Source organism: Saccharothrix sp. NPDC042600, assembly GCF_040647305.1.
Taxonomy (GTDB): domain Bacteria; phylum Actinomycetota; class Actinomycetes; order Mycobacteriales; family Pseudonocardiaceae; genus Actinosynnema; species Actinosynnema mutabilis.
Map to the genome: position 1 here is coordinate 118035 of NZ_JBEZBW010000007.1, position 16979 is coordinate 135013.

At 72.9% G+C, this 16979-nt stretch carries 16 protein-coding genes; 12 read left to right on the top strand and 4 right to left on the bottom strand.

The features are described 5' to 3' along the window. Window positions 1-55 precede the first annotated feature (55 nt). The 5 genes from AB0A74_RS08190 to AB0A74_RS08210 all read left to right on the top strand — a co-directional run bounded on the left by AB0A74_RS08190 (window position 56) and on the right by AB0A74_RS08210 (window position 5487). Window positions 56-1150 carry an FAD-dependent monooxygenase gene (locus tag AB0A74_RS08190; RefSeq protein WP_358248156.1) on the top strand — a complete coding sequence of 365 codons (1095 nt, stop codon included), beginning with the start codon at window positions 56-58 and terminating at the stop codon, window positions 1148-1150. Window positions 1151-1351: 201 nt separating this feature from the next. Further along, complete coding sequence (locus AB0A74_RS08195; protein WP_358248157.1) at window positions 1352-2503, top strand: nitric oxide synthase oxygenase; 1152 nt, start codon at window positions 1352-1354, stop codon at window positions 2501-2503. Between the two features lie 247 nt (window positions 2504-2750). Continuing rightward, on the top strand, window positions 2751-3860 hold the full coding sequence (locus tag AB0A74_RS08200) for an NAD(P) transhydrogenase subunit alpha (RefSeq protein WP_358248158.1): 1110 nt from the start codon (window positions 2751-2753) through the stop codon (window positions 3858-3860). Further along, window positions 3857-4132: an NAD(P) transhydrogenase subunit alpha gene (locus tag AB0A74_RS08205; RefSeq protein ID WP_358248159.1), complete on the top strand. Its 276-nt coding sequence runs from the start codon at window positions 3857-3859 to the stop codon at window positions 4130-4132. Before AB0A74_RS08200 ends, AB0A74_RS08205 begins: the two co-directional genes overlap by 4 nt. After that, complete coding sequence (locus tag AB0A74_RS08210) at window positions 4129-5487, top strand: NAD(P)(+) transhydrogenase (Re/Si-specific) subunit beta (protein WP_358248160.1); 1359 nt, start codon at window positions 4129-4131, stop codon at window positions 5485-5487. Before AB0A74_RS08205 ends, AB0A74_RS08210 begins: the two co-directional genes overlap by 4 nt. On the opposite strand, the gene AB0A74_RS08215 is transcribed toward AB0A74_RS08210, so the two are convergent. Together AB0A74_RS08215 and AB0A74_RS08220 are read right to left on the bottom strand one after the other, a co-directional pair. Next, a complete protein-coding gene (locus AB0A74_RS08215) occupies window positions 5484-7517 on the bottom strand; it encodes a diguanylate cyclase (RefSeq protein WP_358248161.1) in 2034 nt (677 codons plus the stop codon). The two genes, AB0A74_RS08210 and AB0A74_RS08215, sit on opposite strands and share 4 nt — an antisense overlap. A gap of 6 nt (window positions 7518-7523) precedes the next feature. After that, on the bottom strand, window positions 7524-8348 hold the full coding sequence (locus AB0A74_RS08220; RefSeq protein ID WP_358248162.1) for an SAM-dependent methyltransferase: 825 nt from the start codon (window positions 8346-8348) through the stop codon (window positions 7524-7526). A gap of 307 nt (window positions 8349-8655) precedes the next feature. Here AB0A74_RS08220 and AB0A74_RS08225 point away from each other — a divergent pair, with 307 nt between their 5' ends. The 3 genes from AB0A74_RS08225 to crcB are packed head-to-tail and all read left to right on the top strand — an operon-like array spanning window position 8656 to window position 9873. Then, window positions 8656-9093, top strand: coding sequence for a MarR family winged helix-turn-helix transcriptional regulator (locus AB0A74_RS08225; protein ID WP_343939037.1), 438 nt, complete (start codon window positions 8656-8658; stop codon window positions 9091-9093). Continuing rightward, window positions 9083-9520: a CrcB family protein gene (locus AB0A74_RS08230; protein ID WP_358248163.1), complete on the top strand. Its 438-nt coding sequence runs from the start codon at window positions 9083-9085 to the stop codon at window positions 9518-9520. The genes AB0A74_RS08225 and AB0A74_RS08230 overlap by 11 nt, the downstream gene beginning before the upstream one ends. Beyond that, window positions 9517-9873, top strand: a complete 357-nt coding sequence (crcB, locus tag AB0A74_RS08235) for a fluoride efflux transporter CrcB (RefSeq protein WP_358248164.1) — start codon at window positions 9517-9519, stop codon at window positions 9871-9873. The genes AB0A74_RS08230 and crcB overlap by 4 nt, the downstream gene beginning before the upstream one ends. Here the strand turns inward: crcB and AB0A74_RS08240 are convergent. Continuing rightward, window positions 9849-12110: an AAA family ATPase gene (locus tag AB0A74_RS08240; protein WP_358248165.1), complete on the bottom strand. Its 2262-nt coding sequence runs from the start codon at window positions 12108-12110 to the stop codon at window positions 9849-9851. The genes crcB and AB0A74_RS08240 overlap by 25 nt on opposite strands. A 164-nt stretch (window positions 12111-12274) precedes the next feature. Here AB0A74_RS08240 and AB0A74_RS08245 point away from each other — a divergent pair, with 164 nt between their 5' ends. Next, window positions 12275-13183 carry an NAD(P)-dependent oxidoreductase gene (locus AB0A74_RS08245; RefSeq protein WP_358248166.1) on the top strand — a complete coding sequence of 303 codons (909 nt, stop codon included), beginning with the start codon at window positions 12275-12277 and terminating at the stop codon, window positions 13181-13183. On the opposite strand, the gene AB0A74_RS08250 is transcribed toward AB0A74_RS08245, so the two are convergent. Continuing rightward, complete coding sequence (locus AB0A74_RS08250; protein WP_358248167.1) at window positions 13149-14006, bottom strand: SGNH/GDSL hydrolase family protein; 858 nt, start codon at window positions 14004-14006, stop codon at window positions 13149-13151. The two genes, AB0A74_RS08245 and AB0A74_RS08250, sit on opposite strands and share 35 nt — an antisense overlap. Before the next feature lie 102 nt (window positions 14007-14108). Between AB0A74_RS08250 and AB0A74_RS08255 the strand changes: the two genes are divergently transcribed. The 3 genes from AB0A74_RS08255 (at window position 14109) to AB0A74_RS08265 (ending at window position 16903) form a co-directional block, all read left to right on the top strand. Continuing rightward, window positions 14109-15326 (top strand): helix-turn-helix domain-containing protein, encoded by a 1218-nt coding sequence (locus AB0A74_RS08255; protein WP_358248168.1) that lies wholly within the window; start codon window positions 14109-14111, stop codon window positions 15324-15326. Window positions 15327-15345: 19 nt separating this feature from the next. Then, on the top strand, window positions 15346-16029 hold the full coding sequence (locus tag AB0A74_RS08260) for a hypothetical protein (protein ID WP_358248169.1): 684 nt from the start codon (window positions 15346-15348) through the stop codon (window positions 16027-16029). Between the two features lie 169 nt (window positions 16030-16198). After that, window positions 16199-16903, top strand: coding sequence for a TetR/AcrR family transcriptional regulator (locus AB0A74_RS08265; RefSeq protein WP_358248202.1), 705 nt, complete (start codon window positions 16199-16201; stop codon window positions 16901-16903). The last annotated feature ends 76 nt before the right edge of the window (window positions 16904-16979 follow it).

Below are 16979 nucleotides of genomic sequence, written 5' to 3' on the forward strand. Positions count from 1 at the left end.
GCACCTCCTTCTACAGCTGTAGAGTAGCTTCTACACCTGTAGAAGGGAGCACGGCGTGCGTGCTGTGGTCGTGGGGGGCGGGCTTGGCGGGGTGGCCGCCGCGGTGGCGTTGCGGAAGGTCGGCTGGGACGTCGTCGTGCTGGAGCGGGCGGCCGAGTTCGGCGAGGTCGGGGCCGGGATCGGGATGATGCCCAACGCGATGCGCGCGCTCGACGCGCTGGGCCTGGCCGACGAGGTCCGGCGGATCGGCACGCCGCGGGTGGCCGGGGGAGTGCGGGACCGGCGGGGTCGGGCGCTGGTCCGGGTCGCCGCCGGGGAGCACGTCGTGGCGGTGCACCGGGCGGACATGCACCGGGTGCTGCGGTCGGCGCTGCCCGAGCGGTGCCTGGTGACCGGTGTCGAGGTCCGGTCGGTCGAGGACCTGGACGCGGACCTGGTGGTGGGGGCCGACGGGATCCGCAGCCGGGTGCGCGAGGAGCTGTTCCCCGGACTGCCCCGTCCGGTCTACGCGGGGGCGACGGCGTGGCGGAGCGTGACGACCGTGCCGTTCGCGCGCGAGCTGGAGGTGGGCCAGACGCTCGGCCCCGGGACGGAGTTCGGCATCCTCCCGCTGGGGGACGACCGGGTCTACTGGTACGCCGCCACCCTGGCTCCGGCCGGGGGAGCCGCCGCCGACGAACTCCGCGAGGTGCGACGGCTGGTCGGGCACTGGCACCGGCCCATCGCCGACCTCCTCGACGCGACCCCGCCGGGGACCGTGCTGCGGCACGACGTCCACGAGCTGCGCACGCCGCCGCCGTCCTACGTCCGGGGCCGGGTGGCGCTGCTCGGCGACGCCGCCCACGCCATGACCCCCTACCTGGGGCAGGGCGCGTGCACGGCCATCGAGGACGGCGTGGTGCTCGCGGCGGCGCTGGCCCGGTTCGACGTGCCCGAGGCGTTGGCGCACTACGACCGCCAACGCCGGCCGCGCGGGCTGAAGGTGGCCCGGATGTCGCGGTTGGCGGGCCGGTTCGGGCACCGCCTGCGCCACCCGGCGGCCGTCGCCGCGCGCGACACCGTCCTGCGCGCGATGCCGACGAGGGCGGCCGTCCGGGGCATGTCCGCCCTCACCGCTTGGCGGGCACCGACGTTGTCACCCGATAGGTGAAAAATGGACCGTGATGCAAATCACGGGTCACCGCCGCGAGTCGAGCGGATAACAATCGAATATCACTCGTTTTCGCAGGATTCGTCACTCTTTCGCCGGATCAAGCACTCACCGTGTGGCGTCGATCGCCGGCCGTGTCGGACCCCAGGTGCCCGACACGGCGGTGCACCATCCACGAAAGTGCAACTACGGTGTCGCGCCATGGCCCCCGTCCCCGCTTGTCCGACTGAAGCCATCCCCCTGCGCACCACCTCCGTCGACCTCGCGGAGGCCGACGACTTCATCCGCCTGCACCGCTCCGAGCACCCCGAGGAGGGCCCGGTCGAGCACCGCTTGGCCGAGGTCCACGCGGAGGTCGCCGCGACCGGCACCTACCGGCACACGGCGGCCGAACTGGCCTTCGGCGCCCGCGTGGCGTGGCGCAACAGCGCCCGCTGCATCGGTCGCCTGTACTGGCGCAGCCTGAAGGTCCGCGACCTGCGCGACCTGCGGGACCCGAAGGAGGTCGCCGACGAGTGCGTCGAACACCTCAAACTCGCCACCAACGGCGGCAAGGTCCGACCGGTGATCACCGTGTTCGCCCCCGACGAGCCCGGCCAGCCCGGTCCCCGCATCCGCAACGAGCAGCTGATCCGCTACGCCGGCTACCGCGGCCCGGACGGCGGCGTCCTCGGCGACCGCCGCAACGCCGACCTCACCGACCACGTCATCGGCATGGGCTGGCGCCCACCGGCCGACCGCGGCCCGTTCGACGTGCTGCCGCTGGTGGTGGAACGCGAGGACGCGGACCCGTACCTGCTGGAACTGCCCCGGGACGCGGTGCTGGAGGTGCGGATCAGCCACCCCGAGTACCCGTGGCTGGGTGACCTGGGGCTGCGCTGGCACGCCGTGCCGGCGATCAGCAACATGCGCCTGCGCATCGGCGGCGTGGACTACCCGGCGGCCCCGTTCAACGGGTGGTACATGGGCACGGAGATCGGCGCTCGGAACTTCGCCGACACGGACCGGTACGACCTGCTGCCGTACCTGGGCAAGCGGATGGGGCTGGACACGTCGAAGGTGCAGACCCTGTGGAAGGACCGGGTGCTGGTCGAGCTGAACCGGGCGGTGCTGCACTCGTTCGGGGAAGCGGGGGTGACGATCACGGACCACCACACGGAGTCGGACCGGTTCCTGACGCACCTGCGGAAGGAGGAGGCGGCGGGACGGAGCTGCCCGGCGGACTGGACGTGGATCGTGCCGCCGATGTCGAGCGGGATCACCAGCGTGTTCCACCGGTACTACGACAAGGGCGAGCTGCTGCCGAACTTCTTCCCCGGCGACACGAAGGGCGTGTGCCCGATCATCCACTAGCAGTGGCCCGGCGCGGTTGGGCGGTTGTGCGGTTCGGCTTTGCTGCCGGTGGAGGTCCACCCCGCCAGCAGCAAAGCCCCCGGCGCCCGCCGCGCTCGTCGCCCCCGCCCTTCCGTCCGCCCCCGCCTCCCGCCCTCCATCCGCCCTTGCCCGGAGCGCGTCTCATTAGCACGCCAGTACGCCCGTCCGGTTAAAGTCAACGGTGGATGTGGTGTGGATCACCTTTGATCGACTACTGTGACTCTCCGTGAGAGTGGGCATCCCCGCGGAGTCGCGGCCCGCCGAGCGCCGCGTAGCCGGTCTACCGGAAACGGTGACCACGCTGATCGGCGCCGGTCTCGCCGTGGACGTGCAGTCCGGAGCGGGCGTTCACGCCCGTGCCTCGGACGAGTCCTACCGGGCGGCCGGCGCCGAGGTCGTCACCCAACACCCCGCGGGGACCACCGAGGTCGTGGTCTCCGTGCAGCCGCTGGAACTGGAGCGCGCCAGGAAGCTGCGCGAGGGCGACATCACCGTCAGCTTCCTCTCGCCGTCCGCCGAACTCGACCTGGTCCGCACCCTCGCCGAGCGCGGCGTCACCGCGTTCAGCCTCGACCTCCTCCCGCGCGTCACCAGGGCGCAGAGCGCCGACGCGCTGTCCTCCCAGGCCCTGGTGTCGGGGTACCGCGCGGTCCTGCTCGCCGCGCAGCACCTGCCGCGCTTCCTGCCCATGTTCACCACCGCCGCGGGCACCGTCCCGCCCGCCAAGGTGCTCGTGCTGGGCGCGGGCGTGGCCGGGTTGCAGGCGATCGCCACCGCCCGCCGGCTGGGCGCGGTGGTGGAGGCCTACGACGTGCGCCGGGCCGCCGCCGAGGAGGTGCGCAGCCTCGGCGCGAAGTTCCTGGAATTGGAACTGGAGTCCCAGGACGGCGTGTACGCCGCCGCCCAGTCCGAGCAGTTCCTGGAGCGCCAGCGCGAACTCATCGCCGAACGCGTCGCCCAGAGCGACGTGGTCGTCTCCACCGCCGCGGTCCCCGGCCGCAAGGCGCCGGTCCTGGTCACCACCGACATGCTCAAGGCGATGACCCCGGGCTCGGTCGTGGTGGACCTGGCCGCCGAGACCGGAGGCAACGTCGTCGGGTCGCGACCCGACGAGGACGTCTGGGTCGGCGAGGTCCTCGTGCACGGCGTCCGCAACCTGCCGAGCAGCATGCCGGTCCACGCCAGCCGCCTGTACGCGCGCAACGTCGCCAACTTCCTCGGCCTGATGACCGCGGACGGCCGGGTCGTGCCGAACCTGGACGACGAGGTGCTCGGCGGGGCCTGCCTCACCCACGCCGGCGAGGTCCGGCACGCGCCCACCAGGGAGCTGCTGTGATCGATCTCCTGACGATCTTCGTGCTGGCCGTGTTCGTGGGCTTCGAGGTGGTCTCGAAGGTCTCCACGATCCTGCACACCCCGCTGATGTCGGGCGCCAACGCCATCCACGGCGTGATCCTCGTGGGCGCGGTCCTGATCACCGGCCAGGCCGAGGGCGGGGTCGAGCTGGTGCTCGGCCTGCTCGCGGTCTTCCTGGCCACGGTGAACGTCGTCGGCGGCTTCGTGGTCACCGACCGGATGCTGGAGATGTTCAAGGGGCACAAGCGATGAACTGGGTCCAGCTCGCCTACCTGGCCGCCGCGCTGTGCTTCATCCTGGCGCTCAAGGGCCTGAGCACTCCCCGGTACGCCCGCGTCGGCAACCTCGTCGGCGCGGCGGGCATGGCCCTGGCGGTCGTCACGGCCCTGTTCTCGGTGACCCACAACCTGGTCCTCATCCTGGTGGCGATCGCCGCCGGCACGGTCGTCGGCATCCCGGCGGCCCGCCAGGTCAAGATGACCGCCATCCCGCAGATGGTGGCCCTGTTCAACGGCGTGGGCGGCGCGGCGGCGGCGCTGGTGGCGCTGACCGAGTTCCTGGAGGTCGCCGACGGCGGCGTGCTGTTCGACGTGGCCACCGTGCTGACCGTCCTGATCGGCTCGGTCAGCTTCTCCGGCAGCGTCGTGACCTTCCTCAAGCTGCAGGAGGTCATGACCACGCGGCCGGTGCTGCTGCCGGCGGGCCAGATCGTCAGCATCGCCGTGGCCGCCGTCAGCGCGCTGCTCGCCCTGGCCGTGCTGTTCACCGATTCGAATGCGCTGCTGGTGCTGCTCGCGGTGGCCGGCCTCGCCCTCGGCGTGCTGTTCGTGCTGCCCGTGGGCGGCGCGGACGTGCCGATCGCGATCTCCCTGCTCAACGCCTTCACCGGCCTGGCCGTCGCCGCGTCCGGTTACGTCCTGGGCAACACCCTGCTCATCGTGGCGGGCACGCTCGTCGGCGCGTCCGGCACGATCCTGACCCGCCTGATGGCCCAGGCCATGGGCCGACCGCTGACGAACATCCTGTTCGGGGCCTTCAAGGCCGCGCCGCCGACCGCCGGCGGCGGGGAGCAGCGCACGGTCCGCGCCGGAACCGTCGAGGACGTCGCGATCCTGCTCGGGTACGCGCACTCGGTGCTGGTCGTGCCCGGGTACGGGCTGGCCGTCGCCCAGGCCCAGCACGCGGCGCGCGAGCTGGCGCAACTGCTGGAGTCGCGCGGCATCGCGGTGGACTACGGCATCCACCCGGTCGCCGGCCGGATGCCCGGCCACATGAACGTGCTGCTGGCCGAGGCGGACGTGCCCTACGAGCAGCTGAAGGAGCTGGACGACGTCAACCCCGGCATGGGCAGCGTGGACGTGGTGCTGGTCGTCGGCGCCAACGACGTGGTCAACCCCGGCGCCCGGGACGAGCCGTCGAGCCCCATCTACGGCATGCCGATCTTCGACGTGGACAAGGCCAAGTCGGTGGTGTTCATGAAGCGGTCGATGCGGCCCGGTTTCGCCGGCGTCGACAACGAGCTGCTCTACAACCCCAAGACCACGCTGCTGTTCGGCGACGCCAAGGACTCGCTCACCAAGCTGCTCACGGCGGTCAAGAGCCTCTAGAGCTCGTAACCCGGGGACGGCGGGCCGGTGAACGGGCCGAAGGCCGCGTCGGCGTTCTTCGCGGCCCACCAGTCCGCCAGGTGCGGGGTCGGGACGTCCGGGACGCACACGGTGTAGCCGGCGGCCCGGATCGTCTCGATCATCAGGCCGATCGCCCGGTGCGGCAACGATTCCTCTTCCCCCGCCAGGCGGTCCACCACCGACGGGGCCAGGACCAGCGCGTCCACCGGCAGCTCGCCGAGCAGGGACAGTTCCGCCTGGCCACCGTTGAAGCCGGACAGGGCCAGGGCGATGCCCATCTCCCGGAGCACCTCGGCGTTGTCGCCGTCCTCGTCGAGCATGGCGCGGGTGTCCAGGTACAGGCGCAGGTTCGCGCCCGGTAAACCCGTTTCGTCCAGCACCCGTTTCACCGTGGCGACCAGGTCCTCGTCGCGGGACTGCATGGGCGACAGCTCGAAGTGCAGCGTGCCCGCCGACCACAGCGCGGCGGCCTCGGCGGCTTCGCGCAGCGCCCACTGGCCGAGCTTGAGCGACAGGCCGTTGGTCTCGGCCATCTTCACGCAGTCCCGGTGGTCCAGGTCGTCCCAGCGCAACCGCGCCAGCCGGCCCAGCGGGGTCCGGGACGCCAGGTCGAGCACCGGCCGGAACTCGACCTCCAGCTCCGAGTCCCGCAGCGCGCCGGGCATCCGCGCGGCCCGCGCCAGCCAGGACCGGGACGTGGTGTCCTGGGGCCGGTCGTAGGTCTGCCACTGGCCCTTGCCCTTCGCCTTGGCGCGGCGGAGGGTGGCGTTGGCGGCGCGGAGCAGCTCCTCGGCGGGCCAACCCTGGGCCGGGCGGTCCACCACGCCGATACCGGCGCTCAAGGCCGCCCCGCAGGACATCGGGGCCTCCAACGCGGCGGTGACGCGTTCGACCACCTGCGGGACTTTGGGCGTCTCCGGGCGGTTGGCGACCACCACGGCGAACTCGTCGCCGCCGATCCGCGCCACCACGGCCTGTTCGCCGGAGAACACGGTCCTCAGGCGTCGCGCGACCTCGCGCAGCAGCTCGTCGCCCTTCGCGTGGCCCATCCCGTTGTTCACCACGTTGAAGGCGTCCAGGTCCAGGTGGTACAGGGTGATCCCGCCGGGCGCCGACCGGTGCATCGCCTCCAGCCTGGTCACGAAGTGCTGCCGGTTGGACAGGCCGGTGAGCCAGTCGTGCAGGAGCTGGTGGTCCAGGTTCTTCTGCAGCAGGTGCAGCTCGGTGACGTCCTCGGCCATCGTCACGTGGTACGCGGGAGCGCCGTCGGCGTCGCGCAGCAACGACACCGCCAGGTGCACCCACACCGGGTCGCCGTCCCCGCCGAGCAGCCGGCGCTGCTCGCGGAAGCGGTCCACCCGGCCCGCGCCCACGGCCCGGTACAGGCCCGCGAGCGCCTCCCGGTCGTCCGGGTGAAAGACCTCGACCAGCCGGCGGCCCGGCAGCTCCGCGTGCGGCACGCCGAGCATCTCGCCCAGCGCGTCGTTGGCCTGCACGCACACCCCGCGCAGGTCGGTGATCGCGATGCCGAACGCGGCCGTGCTGAACACCTCGCGGAACCGGCTCTCGCTGACCTTCGCCACCCGCTCGGCGCGCGTCTTGGCGGCCATCAGCGCGCGCTTGATCTCCTCCTGCTGGTCGAACGCGTCCAGCCGCATGGCGATGGCGAAGCTGGTGCTCAGGCTGCCCAGGATCGCCACGACCTTCTCGGGCAGCTGCGGCACGTCCTCCAGCTCGGGCGTGAACAGCAACGTGCGGCCGAGGACCTCCACCGTGCGCTGCAACGTGTCCGGCCCGTTGAAGTGGGCCTTCACCAGCCGTTCGCCGACCACCGCGACGGGCTCGACGGTGAACGGGTCGGCCTGCACGGCGTCGGCGATCACGTCGACCAGGCCGAGCAGGAACTCCTCGATCTCCGCCGGGGACAGCGGCACGTAGGCCGTCGGGTAGACGGCCGCCAGCCACTCCCGGGCCAGTTCCCGCCGCCGCGGTCTAGCCGGTGGCGTCATGTGGTCTCACCGCTTGTGGCCCACTCCCGCGAAGATGCCCGCCTGGTCCGGGTCGTCACGCCCGGCGACCCCCTCTTCCGGCCGCCACAGGGGCAGCGGCACGACACCCGGTTCGACGACCTCGAACCCGTCGAAGAGCGCGGTGATCTCCGCGTGGGTGCGCGGGAACACCGGGTTGAGGCTCTTCTTCATCACCTCGACGATCCCCGCCGTCTCCACGGGCTGCAAGTCCGACGTGAAGTGCGACAACGCCAGCGCGCCGCCCGGCGCGAGGGCGTCCCGGTAGACCCCGAGCACGCCGACCGGGTCGCACTCCGGCGGCACGAAGTGGAACACGCCCACGGCGAGCACCCCGATCGGCTCGGCGAAGTCCAGCAGACCGGTGCGGCGGACGGCGGCCAGCACGGTGTGCGGGTCGGTCACGTCCTCCTGCAGGATCCGCGCGCGTTCCTCGTGCTCCAGCACCAACCGGCCGTGCGCGACGGCGACGTCCTCGAAGTCGACGTAGACCACGCGGGCGTCGGGCGCGGCGCGGTGCGCGATCCCGTGGACGTTGCCGACGGTCGGCAGGCCCGACCCCAGGTCGAGGAACTGCCGGACGCCGCGGTCGACCAGGTGCAGCACGGCGCGGCGCAGGAACGACCGGTCGAGGCGGACGATGGTGCGCGCGTTGGGCTGCGCCAGCAGGAACTCCTCGGCCAGCGCCCGGTCGGCGGCGAAGTTGTGGCCGCCGCCGAGCAGGTAGTCGCAGACGCGGGCGGCGCTGGGGAGACCGGGGTCCGCGTCGTCCGGGACCCGGCTGCCGTTCCGCGCCACTCCGCCACTCCGCATTCCCCGTGGATAGGACCGGAACCGGTCCTCGCGGGAGGAGGTTACTGAGGGGGCGACACCGGTCGGCAGTGCCCGCGCCCGCTTGTCCCCGATCGGCGTACACCGGCCGGGAAGGCGATCACCGAGCGTGTGATCCCGCGATGTGGACGCCGGACCGCAGTGCCCCGATGGTGTGCCCGGCGGGTGCCCGCGACGAGATCATCCCTTGCGCGGCAAGGCGATCCGGCCGCCGGACGCCCCGCGGGAACACCCGTCCGACCCGGATTCGGGCGGTGTCCGACACATCCGCAGCCAGTACCATTCGCCCATGTCAGACGAGGCACGCACGCTCACGGACGTGGTCACCAGGCTCCGGCGTGCGCTACGCACCAGCATCAGGTCGGAATGGCCCTGGGACTCGCTGCCGATGGCCCAGGTCGAGCTGCTCCAGACGCTGGCCGAGCGCCCGCCCATGCGGGTCGGCGACCTCGCCGCCGAGCTGCGGCTCGCGCCCAACACGGTGAGCGGGCTGGTCGGCCAGCTCATCGAGGGCGGCCTGGTGTCCCGCGCCGGCGACCCGACCGACCGGCGCGTCGCGCGACTGTCGGTGACGCCCCAGGGGCACGAGCAGCTGGCCGTCTGGCAGGCCGCGCACGAGAAGCGCATCGGGACCGCGCTGGACAAGCTCGACCCGGGGGAGCGGGCGGACGTGGTCCGCGCACTGTCCGCTTTGGACCACCTGGTGGACCACCTGCGTGCCCACTGAGCCCGTAGACCCGGACATCGACCTCCACGTCCCGGAGCAGCGGCGGGAGTTGGCCCGGACGCACGGCGGCGTGCTCGCGGTGATCGCGCTCGGCGGCGGTCTCGGCGGCCTGGCGCGCCACGGCGTCGGGCTGCTCGTGCCGGGGCCGTGGGGGACGCTCCTGGTCAACGTCGTGGGCGGCGCGCTGATCGGCGTGCTCATGGTGCTGATCACCGAGCGGTGGCGGGCGCACCCGTTGGCGCGGCCGTTCCTCGGCGTCGGCGTGCTGGGCGGGTTCACCACGTTCTCCGCCTACACCGACGACTTCCGGCGGCTGCTGGCGCCCGGCGGCGTCCCGGCGGCGTTCGGCTACCTCGTGCTGACCCTGCTGGCCGCCGTGGCCGCGACCGCGCTCGCCGCGGCGGTCACCCGGAGGGCGGTCGCGTGACGGCGCTGCTGGTGTTCCTGGGCGCGGCGGTCGGCGCGCCGCTGCGCTACCTCGTGGACCGGTTCGTGCAGTCCCGCCACGACACCGCCTTCCCGTGGGGCACGCTCACCGTGAACGTCGTCGGCTCGTTCGCCCTGGGCTGCCTCGCCGGCGCCGCCGTCTCGCCGGGCACGGCGGCGTTGCTGGGCACCGGGTTGTGCGGCGGCCTGACCACCTACAGCACGTTCGGCTACGAGACCGTGCGGCTGCTGGAGAACCGCGCCCACTTCCACGCCGTCGCCAACGTGGCGGTCAGCGTGGTCGCGGGCGTGGGCGCGGCCCTCCTCGGCTACGCGGTGCTCGCCGACCTCTGAGCCAGCCGGTCCAGCACGGCGGGCAACTCGCCCTCGTGCACCACGCCCAGCCGCTGGGTGGCCCGGGTCAGCGCCACGTACAGGTCGCTCGCGCCGCGCGGCGACTCGGCCAGGATGCCCGCCGGGTCCACCACCAGGACGGCGTCGAACTCCAGGCCCTTCGCGTCCACCACGCCGAGCACGACGACCTGCGCATCCAGGTCGTCCGACGCGCCCGGCACCACCGCGCGCAGCTCCGCGACCTGCGCGGCGGGCACGATCACGGCGAGCTTGCCGTCCCCGATGGCCTCGACCTCCTCGGCGACCAGGGCCGGCAGGGCCGCCGCCGCGGACGCGACCTTCAGGCTCCACGGCTGGTGGCCGCTGTCGCGCACCGACGTCGGCGGCACCAGGTCCGGGTCCACGCCCGCCAGCACGTCCGCCGCGACGGCCATGATCTCCGAGGGCGTCCGGTAGTTGACGGTCAGCTCGGTGAGCTTCCAGCGGTCCATCACGTACGGCGAGAGCACCTCGTGCCACGACGACGCGCCCGCGATGTCACCGGTCTGGGCGATGTCGCCGACGACCGTCATGGACTTGCTGGGGCAGCGGCGCATCAGCGTCCGCCACGCCATCGCCGACAGCTCCTGCGCCTCGTCCACGATGATGTGCCCGAACGTCCACGTCCGGTCCGCCGCCGCGCGCTCGGCCGCGGTCTCGTAGCGCTCCACGCCGTGCCGCTCGGCCAGCCGGTAGGCGTCGACCAGGTCGGTCGCCATGAGGATCTCGGGGTCGGCGTCGTCCTCCAGGTCGAGGATGTCCAGCACGCCCTGCGCGTAGTCGATCGCCTGGCGCCGCTGACGCTCCGCGCGGGCCTTGGCCTCGGTGTCGTCCTCGCCGAGCAGCTCGGCGGCCTCGTCCAGCAGCGGCACGTCGGCGGGCGTCCACTCCGACCCGCGCGGGCGGGCCAGCAGGGCGCGTTCCTCCGGGGACAGCTTGGGCGTGGCCTTGGCCAGCAGGCGCGGGGTGGCGTAGAGGTCCTCCAGGAGCTTCTGCGGGGACAGCGTCGGCCACAGCCGCTCCACGGCGGCCTGGACCCCGGGGTCCTCGCGCAGCTCGCGGCGGATGTCGTCGATGTCGGCCTGGTCCAGCAGGTGCCGGCCGAGCCGGCTCACGGCCTGGGACGCGAGGGTGGAGATGATCTCGCGCAGGAACGTGCGGCGGGCCTCGTTGTGCGGGCGGCGCGTGCGGCGGGCCCGGCCGCGGGCGGCGGTGATCGCCCGGCGGTCCAGCTTGAGCACGTCCTGCTCGAACGGGACCTCCACCAGGGCGGGGGCTTCCTGCCGGTCCTTGACCGCGTGCGCGACCACCTCGGCCATCTCGATGCGGCCCTTGAGCGCGGCGGCCTCGGCGGACTCGCGGCCGGTCGCGGTCAGGTTCGGGAACAGCTCGCCCACGGTGGACAGCAGCACGCCGGTCTCGCCCAGCGACGGCAGCACCTGCCCGATGTAGCGCAGGAACGTGGCGTTCGGGCCGACCACCAGCACGCCGCGCTTGGCCAGCTGCCGGCGGTGGGTGTAGAGCAGGTAGGCGGCGCGGTGCAGGGCGACGGCGGTCTTGCCGGTGCCGGGGCCGCCCTGCACGACGACGACGCCGTTCAGCTCGGTGCGGATGATCCTGTCCTGCTCGGCCTGGATGGTGGCGACGATGTCGCCCATCTGGCCGGTGCGGCTGGCGTTGACCGCGGCGAGCAGGGTGGCCTCGCCGGTCAGCCCTTCGTGCCGGGTGGGGTCCACGGAGTTGATGTCGAGGACCTCGTCGTCGAACCCGACCACCTTGCGCTGCTTGGTGCGCAGGTGGCGGCGGCGCTTGACGCCGTCCGGGGCGGCGGCGGTGGCGAGGTAGAACGGCCGCGCGGCGGGCGCCCGCCAGTCCATCAACAGCGGCTCGTACTCCTTGTCCTCGTCGAACAAGCCGATCCGGCCGATGTAGAACCGCTCCCCCTCGTGGAAGTCGAGCCGACCGAAGCACAACCCGTTCTCGACCGCGCTGTACTGCGCCAACTGGTCGGAGTACATGGCCACCGAGGTGTCCCGCTCGGAGCGCATCTGGTGCGTCCCGCCGGTTTCCCGAAGCGCGCCGGCCAGCCGCTTCGAGCTCAGTTCGCGGAGGTCGTCCAGCCTTCCGTACAGCATCGACACGTATTCCTGCTCCGACTCGATTTCCGCGAGCCGGAGGTCATCGGAGGGGCTTGACAACGTGCCTCATTTCTGGATAGCGTGTTTTATCAGGCTGTGCCGCTTTTCGCCTGACTTCTCTCTGCGCGCGCAGAACGACCAATCTACACGGTGGATCGCCGCCGCGCTCACGTGTTCGGGCCCCGGTTGGTGGCCCACCCGCGGCCGCGCGAGGATGGCTGACCATGCGCCACGACCCCGTCTCGGTCCTCGGGCTCGGCGCGATGGGGCGGCCGATGGCCCGCAACCTCGCCCGCGCCGGTTTCCCGGTCACCGTCTGGAACCGCACGCCCGGCCGCGACGGCGAGGTGCGCGCGGCGGGCGGCACGGCGGCGGCCACGCCCGCCGGGGCCGCGCTGCCGGTGGTGATCACGGTGCTGCCCGACCTGCCGGACGTCGAGGCCCTGCTGGACGGCGGGGAGGGCCTGCTCGCGGGGTGGCGGGACAACGGCGTCGAACGGCCGTTGCTGGTGGTGATGGGCACGCACTCGCCCGAAGGCGTCCGGCGGCTCGGCGCGCGGCTGCACGGCCTGGGCGTGCGGCTGGTGGACGCCCCGGTCAGCGGTGGGGACGTCGGCGCGGAGGCGGGCACGCTGAGCATCATGGTCGGCGGCCACGCCGAGGACGTGCTGCGGCTCAAGCCCTGCTTCGACGTGCTCGGCGACACCGTCCGCCACCTCGGGCCCCTGGGCTCCGGGCAGCTCGCCAAGGCGTGCAACCAGATCGTGGTGGCCACGACCCTCACCGCGATCTCCGAGGCGCTCGCCCTGGCCACCGCCGAGGGCCTCGACGCCGGGGCGCTGCTGGACGTGCTCGGCGGCGGCCTCGCGGGCGGCGCCGCGCTGGAGGTCAAGCGGGACAAGTGGGTCGAGCACGACTTCGCGCCCGGCGGCCGGGCGCGGCACCAGCTCAAGGACCTCGGGTTCGCCACCGAGGCGGGCCGGCGGGCCGGGGTGCCGCTGCCGGTGACCGCCGTCGTCGAGCAGGTGTACGCCGCGATGTGCGCACTCGGGCTCGGCGACGACGACCACAGCGGCGTCTACCAGGTCTACGAGACCCTCACAGGCGGCTCACGCCCAGCGCCCCGGCGATGAACGCCCCGATCCCCGCCATGCCCCGCGCGTTGGGGTGCAGCGGAGCGGCGACCGACGTCGGCACCAGGCCCTCGAACCACTTCTCGGTGACCGGCGCGCACACGTCGTGGCCCACGCTCGGCGGCTCGATGTCCACGAAGGTCGCCCCGCGGTCGGCCGACACCTTGCCCAGCACCGTGTTCAGCCGGTGCACCGACCCCTGGAGGTAGTCGGCGTCGCGCGCCCAGATCGGCTCCTTCGGGTGGCACCCGCCGGGCCGGACGTACGTGCCGTACCCGACGACCACGACCTCCGCCCGCGGCGCCCGCGCCTTGACGGCGTCCAGGCCGGCGGCGAACTCGGCCGCGTAGGCGTCGATCTTCGCCGCGATCTGGTCGCCGCCCGCGGTCAGGCGGTCCTTGCACGACACGCCCAGCGGCTCGGGGAACACGTTGACGCACCCGAGCGCCACGCCGACCAGGCCGATGTCGTTGCCGCCGATGGTGATGGTCACCAGGTCGGTCGTCGGCGTCAGGGCGTCGAGCTGCGGCGGCTGCGGCCCGGTGAACGTCGACTGGGAGGTGGCCAGGTGGTCGGTGGTCGCCCCGGAGCAGCTCACGTCCCGGAACGTCGTCGCGCCGACCCGCGCGGCCAGCACGCTCGGCCAGTTGCGCGTCGAGCGCAGGCAGCCCAGGTCCATCAGCTCCTGGGCGGGGATCAGCGGCCCGGCGGCGGCGGAGTCGCCGAGCGCCACGTACTCCAGTTCCGCCGGGGCGGCAGCCGCGGCCGTCCCCGTCCAGGTGATCGACAACGCCGCCAGCAACACCGGTAGCAGCCTGCGCACGGTCGCCTCCTTCACGTAGTCGAGAGTGGTGCCGGTGACATGATGTGGCCTGCGGCACGCCCCGACACCTGGGAGATCACGCAGACTCGACGAGGAGCTGTTGTGACCCGTCACAACCTGACCATCAACGGTCGGCCGGTCCACGCCCGGCTGACACCGCACCGGGTGATCGCGCGCGAGCTGGTCACCCGGTTCGCCGCCGAGATCCCGCTCTACGCGGCGCTGCCCCGCGAGGAGCTGGACGGCGACATCACCCGGATCACCGCGGCCAACCTGCGGATCGTGGCGCGGATGCTGCGCACGGGCGAGGTCCCCGGCGTGGACGACCTCGGTGAGCTGGCCGAGTCCGCCGCGGTGCGAGCGGCCGAGGGGGTGCCGCTGGGCGCGGTGCTCGCCGCGTACAGCATGGGCCTGCGGGTGATGTGGCACGCCGTGCTCGCCGACGCCGGCCCCGACGACCTGGCCGACGCGCTCGCCGCGACCGACCTCGTCCTGCGCTACCAGGAGGTCGCGGTGTCCGTGGTGGCCACCGCGTACGCCGAGGAGCGGCAGACGATCGTCGGCCACGAGCGGGAGGCGCGGCGCGAGCTGCTGTCGGCGCTGCTGGAGGGCCGGCCGACGGCCACGCGCGTCGGCCCGTCGCACGTCGTGGTGGTGTTCGCGTTCGCCGCCCACCCGGACGAGGCGGTCCCGGGCACCGGCGCGCAGATCGCGGCCCGGCGCAAGGTGCGCCGCGTGCAGGCCGAACTCGACCCGGCCGGCCCGAACTCGGTGGACCCGCGCGGCGGGGTGGCCGTGCTGCCGCCGGAGGCCGACGTGACCGGGGTGGTGCGGCGCTTGCAGTCGGTGGTGGGCGTGACGGCGGCGTGGGAGCGGGCGGCGACGGCCGAGCTGCCCGCCGCGCACCAGCGGGCCCGCGAGGTGCTCGACGTGGTGCTGCGGCTGGGTCGCCCGCCGGGCCTGTACCGGCTCGCGGACGTGCTGCTGGAGTACCAGCTGGGCCGGCAGACGCCCGCGACCGCGGGCCTGGCCGCGCTGCTAGACCCGTTGGGGGACAACCCCGACCTGCTGCCGACGCTGGAGCTCTACCTCGCGGAAGGCCTCAACCGCCGCAGAACCGCGGCTTTGCTGCACGTCCACCCCAACACCGTCGACTACCGGCTGCGTCGGATCGTGGCGCTGACCGGTCTCGATCCGGGCAACCCGGCCGACCTCCAGCACATCGGCGCGGCGCTGGCGGCACGCCGGGTGAGGGCCGCGGCACCCGAAGAGCGGCATCCCGGAGGCACGTGGGTGAAGCCCGATCACACCGGCCGGTGAACCCGGCAGGGTGGAGGGGGTGAAGGAACAGCGCCGGGAACTGGTCCGGCTGTGCCGCTGCGCGGTCGACCGGCCGCGGTGGCAGCTCGGGCTCGCGGTCGTGGTGTCGGTGTGGTCGCTGGCGTGGGTGGCGGGGCAGCCGTTCGGCGGGCCGAGCCCGCTGGACGTGGCCCGCGCGCCGCTCGCGTGGGCCGGGGTCCCGGTGGGGTGGCTGGACGCCGTCGCCGCGTGGTGCGCGGGCCGCACCGGCTGGCTGGCCCCGGTCGGCGGGCTGCTGTGGGCGATGACGACCACCCGGCGGCAGCTGCCCGCGCTGGGCGGGTGGCTCGCGGTGATGGCCGCCGCCCAGTCCGCCGGCTACGGCGCGGTGCACCGGGCGTTGCTGGCGCTCGCGGTGTTCCTGGCGGTGGTGGGGCTGGCGTCGATCCCCGGGCGGCGCGCGTTCGTGGTGGACCGGATCGCGCTGATCCCCGGCGACGTGGCGCGGGCCGCCGCGACCGCCGTGGCGCTGTCGGCCGTCGTGCCGCTGATCGCGCCCGGCCTGGTGGTCGCCGGATTGCTGCGCCCCTATGTCACCCGGCCGCCGCGCCCGCGTTCTGAACGGAAAGAGGAGTCGCCCGCGGGGATCGGCGGCGCATTGCCGCACCAGCGCGGACGGGGCGCGGAACCGGTGCCGGTGAGTTCCCGGCCGCGATCGGGCTAGTCGGCGCGGTCGGGCGCACCGGTGAATCCTCCGGCGTGGAATCGTTTCATACCCAATTGTTCAGGCGCGTGCGGCGTTTGCACCTGGTCTTTTCGGCCGGGTAGTCCAACAAGATGAGCGTTTCTCACATGGTAGTCCGCAGTCCTGCGCAGACGTGCGACGATCCGTGATGAAGCTGTCGCCAATCCTGTGTTTGGGATTACCGGTCCGTATCCATCAAGATGTCCGCGTGCATCAAAATCCCGCCGAAAACCGCTTAGCCAAGGTGATGCGCCGTCAGCCTGTGCAGCAGCGGGGCGCCGCGACGGTGACCGCCATTGTCGACGCGTGCGCCCAGTTGCTGAACCAGTACGACTACGACGACATCACCACCGCCCGGATCGTCGAGCTGGCCGGCGTGCCAATTGGGTCCTTCTACCAATACTTCCCGGACAAGCGTTCTGTTGTGCACGCCTTGGCCCTGCGCGGCATGGAGGAGTACCTCGCGCGGGTGGAAACCCTGTTCACCGAAGGCGGGCTGTCCGCGAACTGGCGGGAAGCGGTGCAACAGGTGGTCGCGGTCTACCTGCGCATGCTCGTCGAAATGCCCGGTTTCGGCCGGGTGCGGTTCAGCGACCTGTTCGACGGGCACCGGCTCGACGCGAGCGTCGACCAGTACGAGCTGATGGCCGAGCGGCTGCGCGAGCTGTTCGTCGCCCGGTTCACCGTGCGCGGCGACGCGCCCGTGGCCCTGACCTTCCGCATGGCGACCCAGACCGCCGACGCCATGTTCAAGCTCGCCGAGCGGGTCGCGCCCGACGAGCGGCCGGTGGTCCTCCGCACCGCCGACGGCGTGATCCTCCGCATGCTCGCCGGGGTGTTCGACCCGGCGTGACCCCACCGCCCACCGCGCTCGGCGGACCGATCGCCGCGTGACTTGCTCCGCCGGTCCGGGTGGTGTGGGGTGGAAC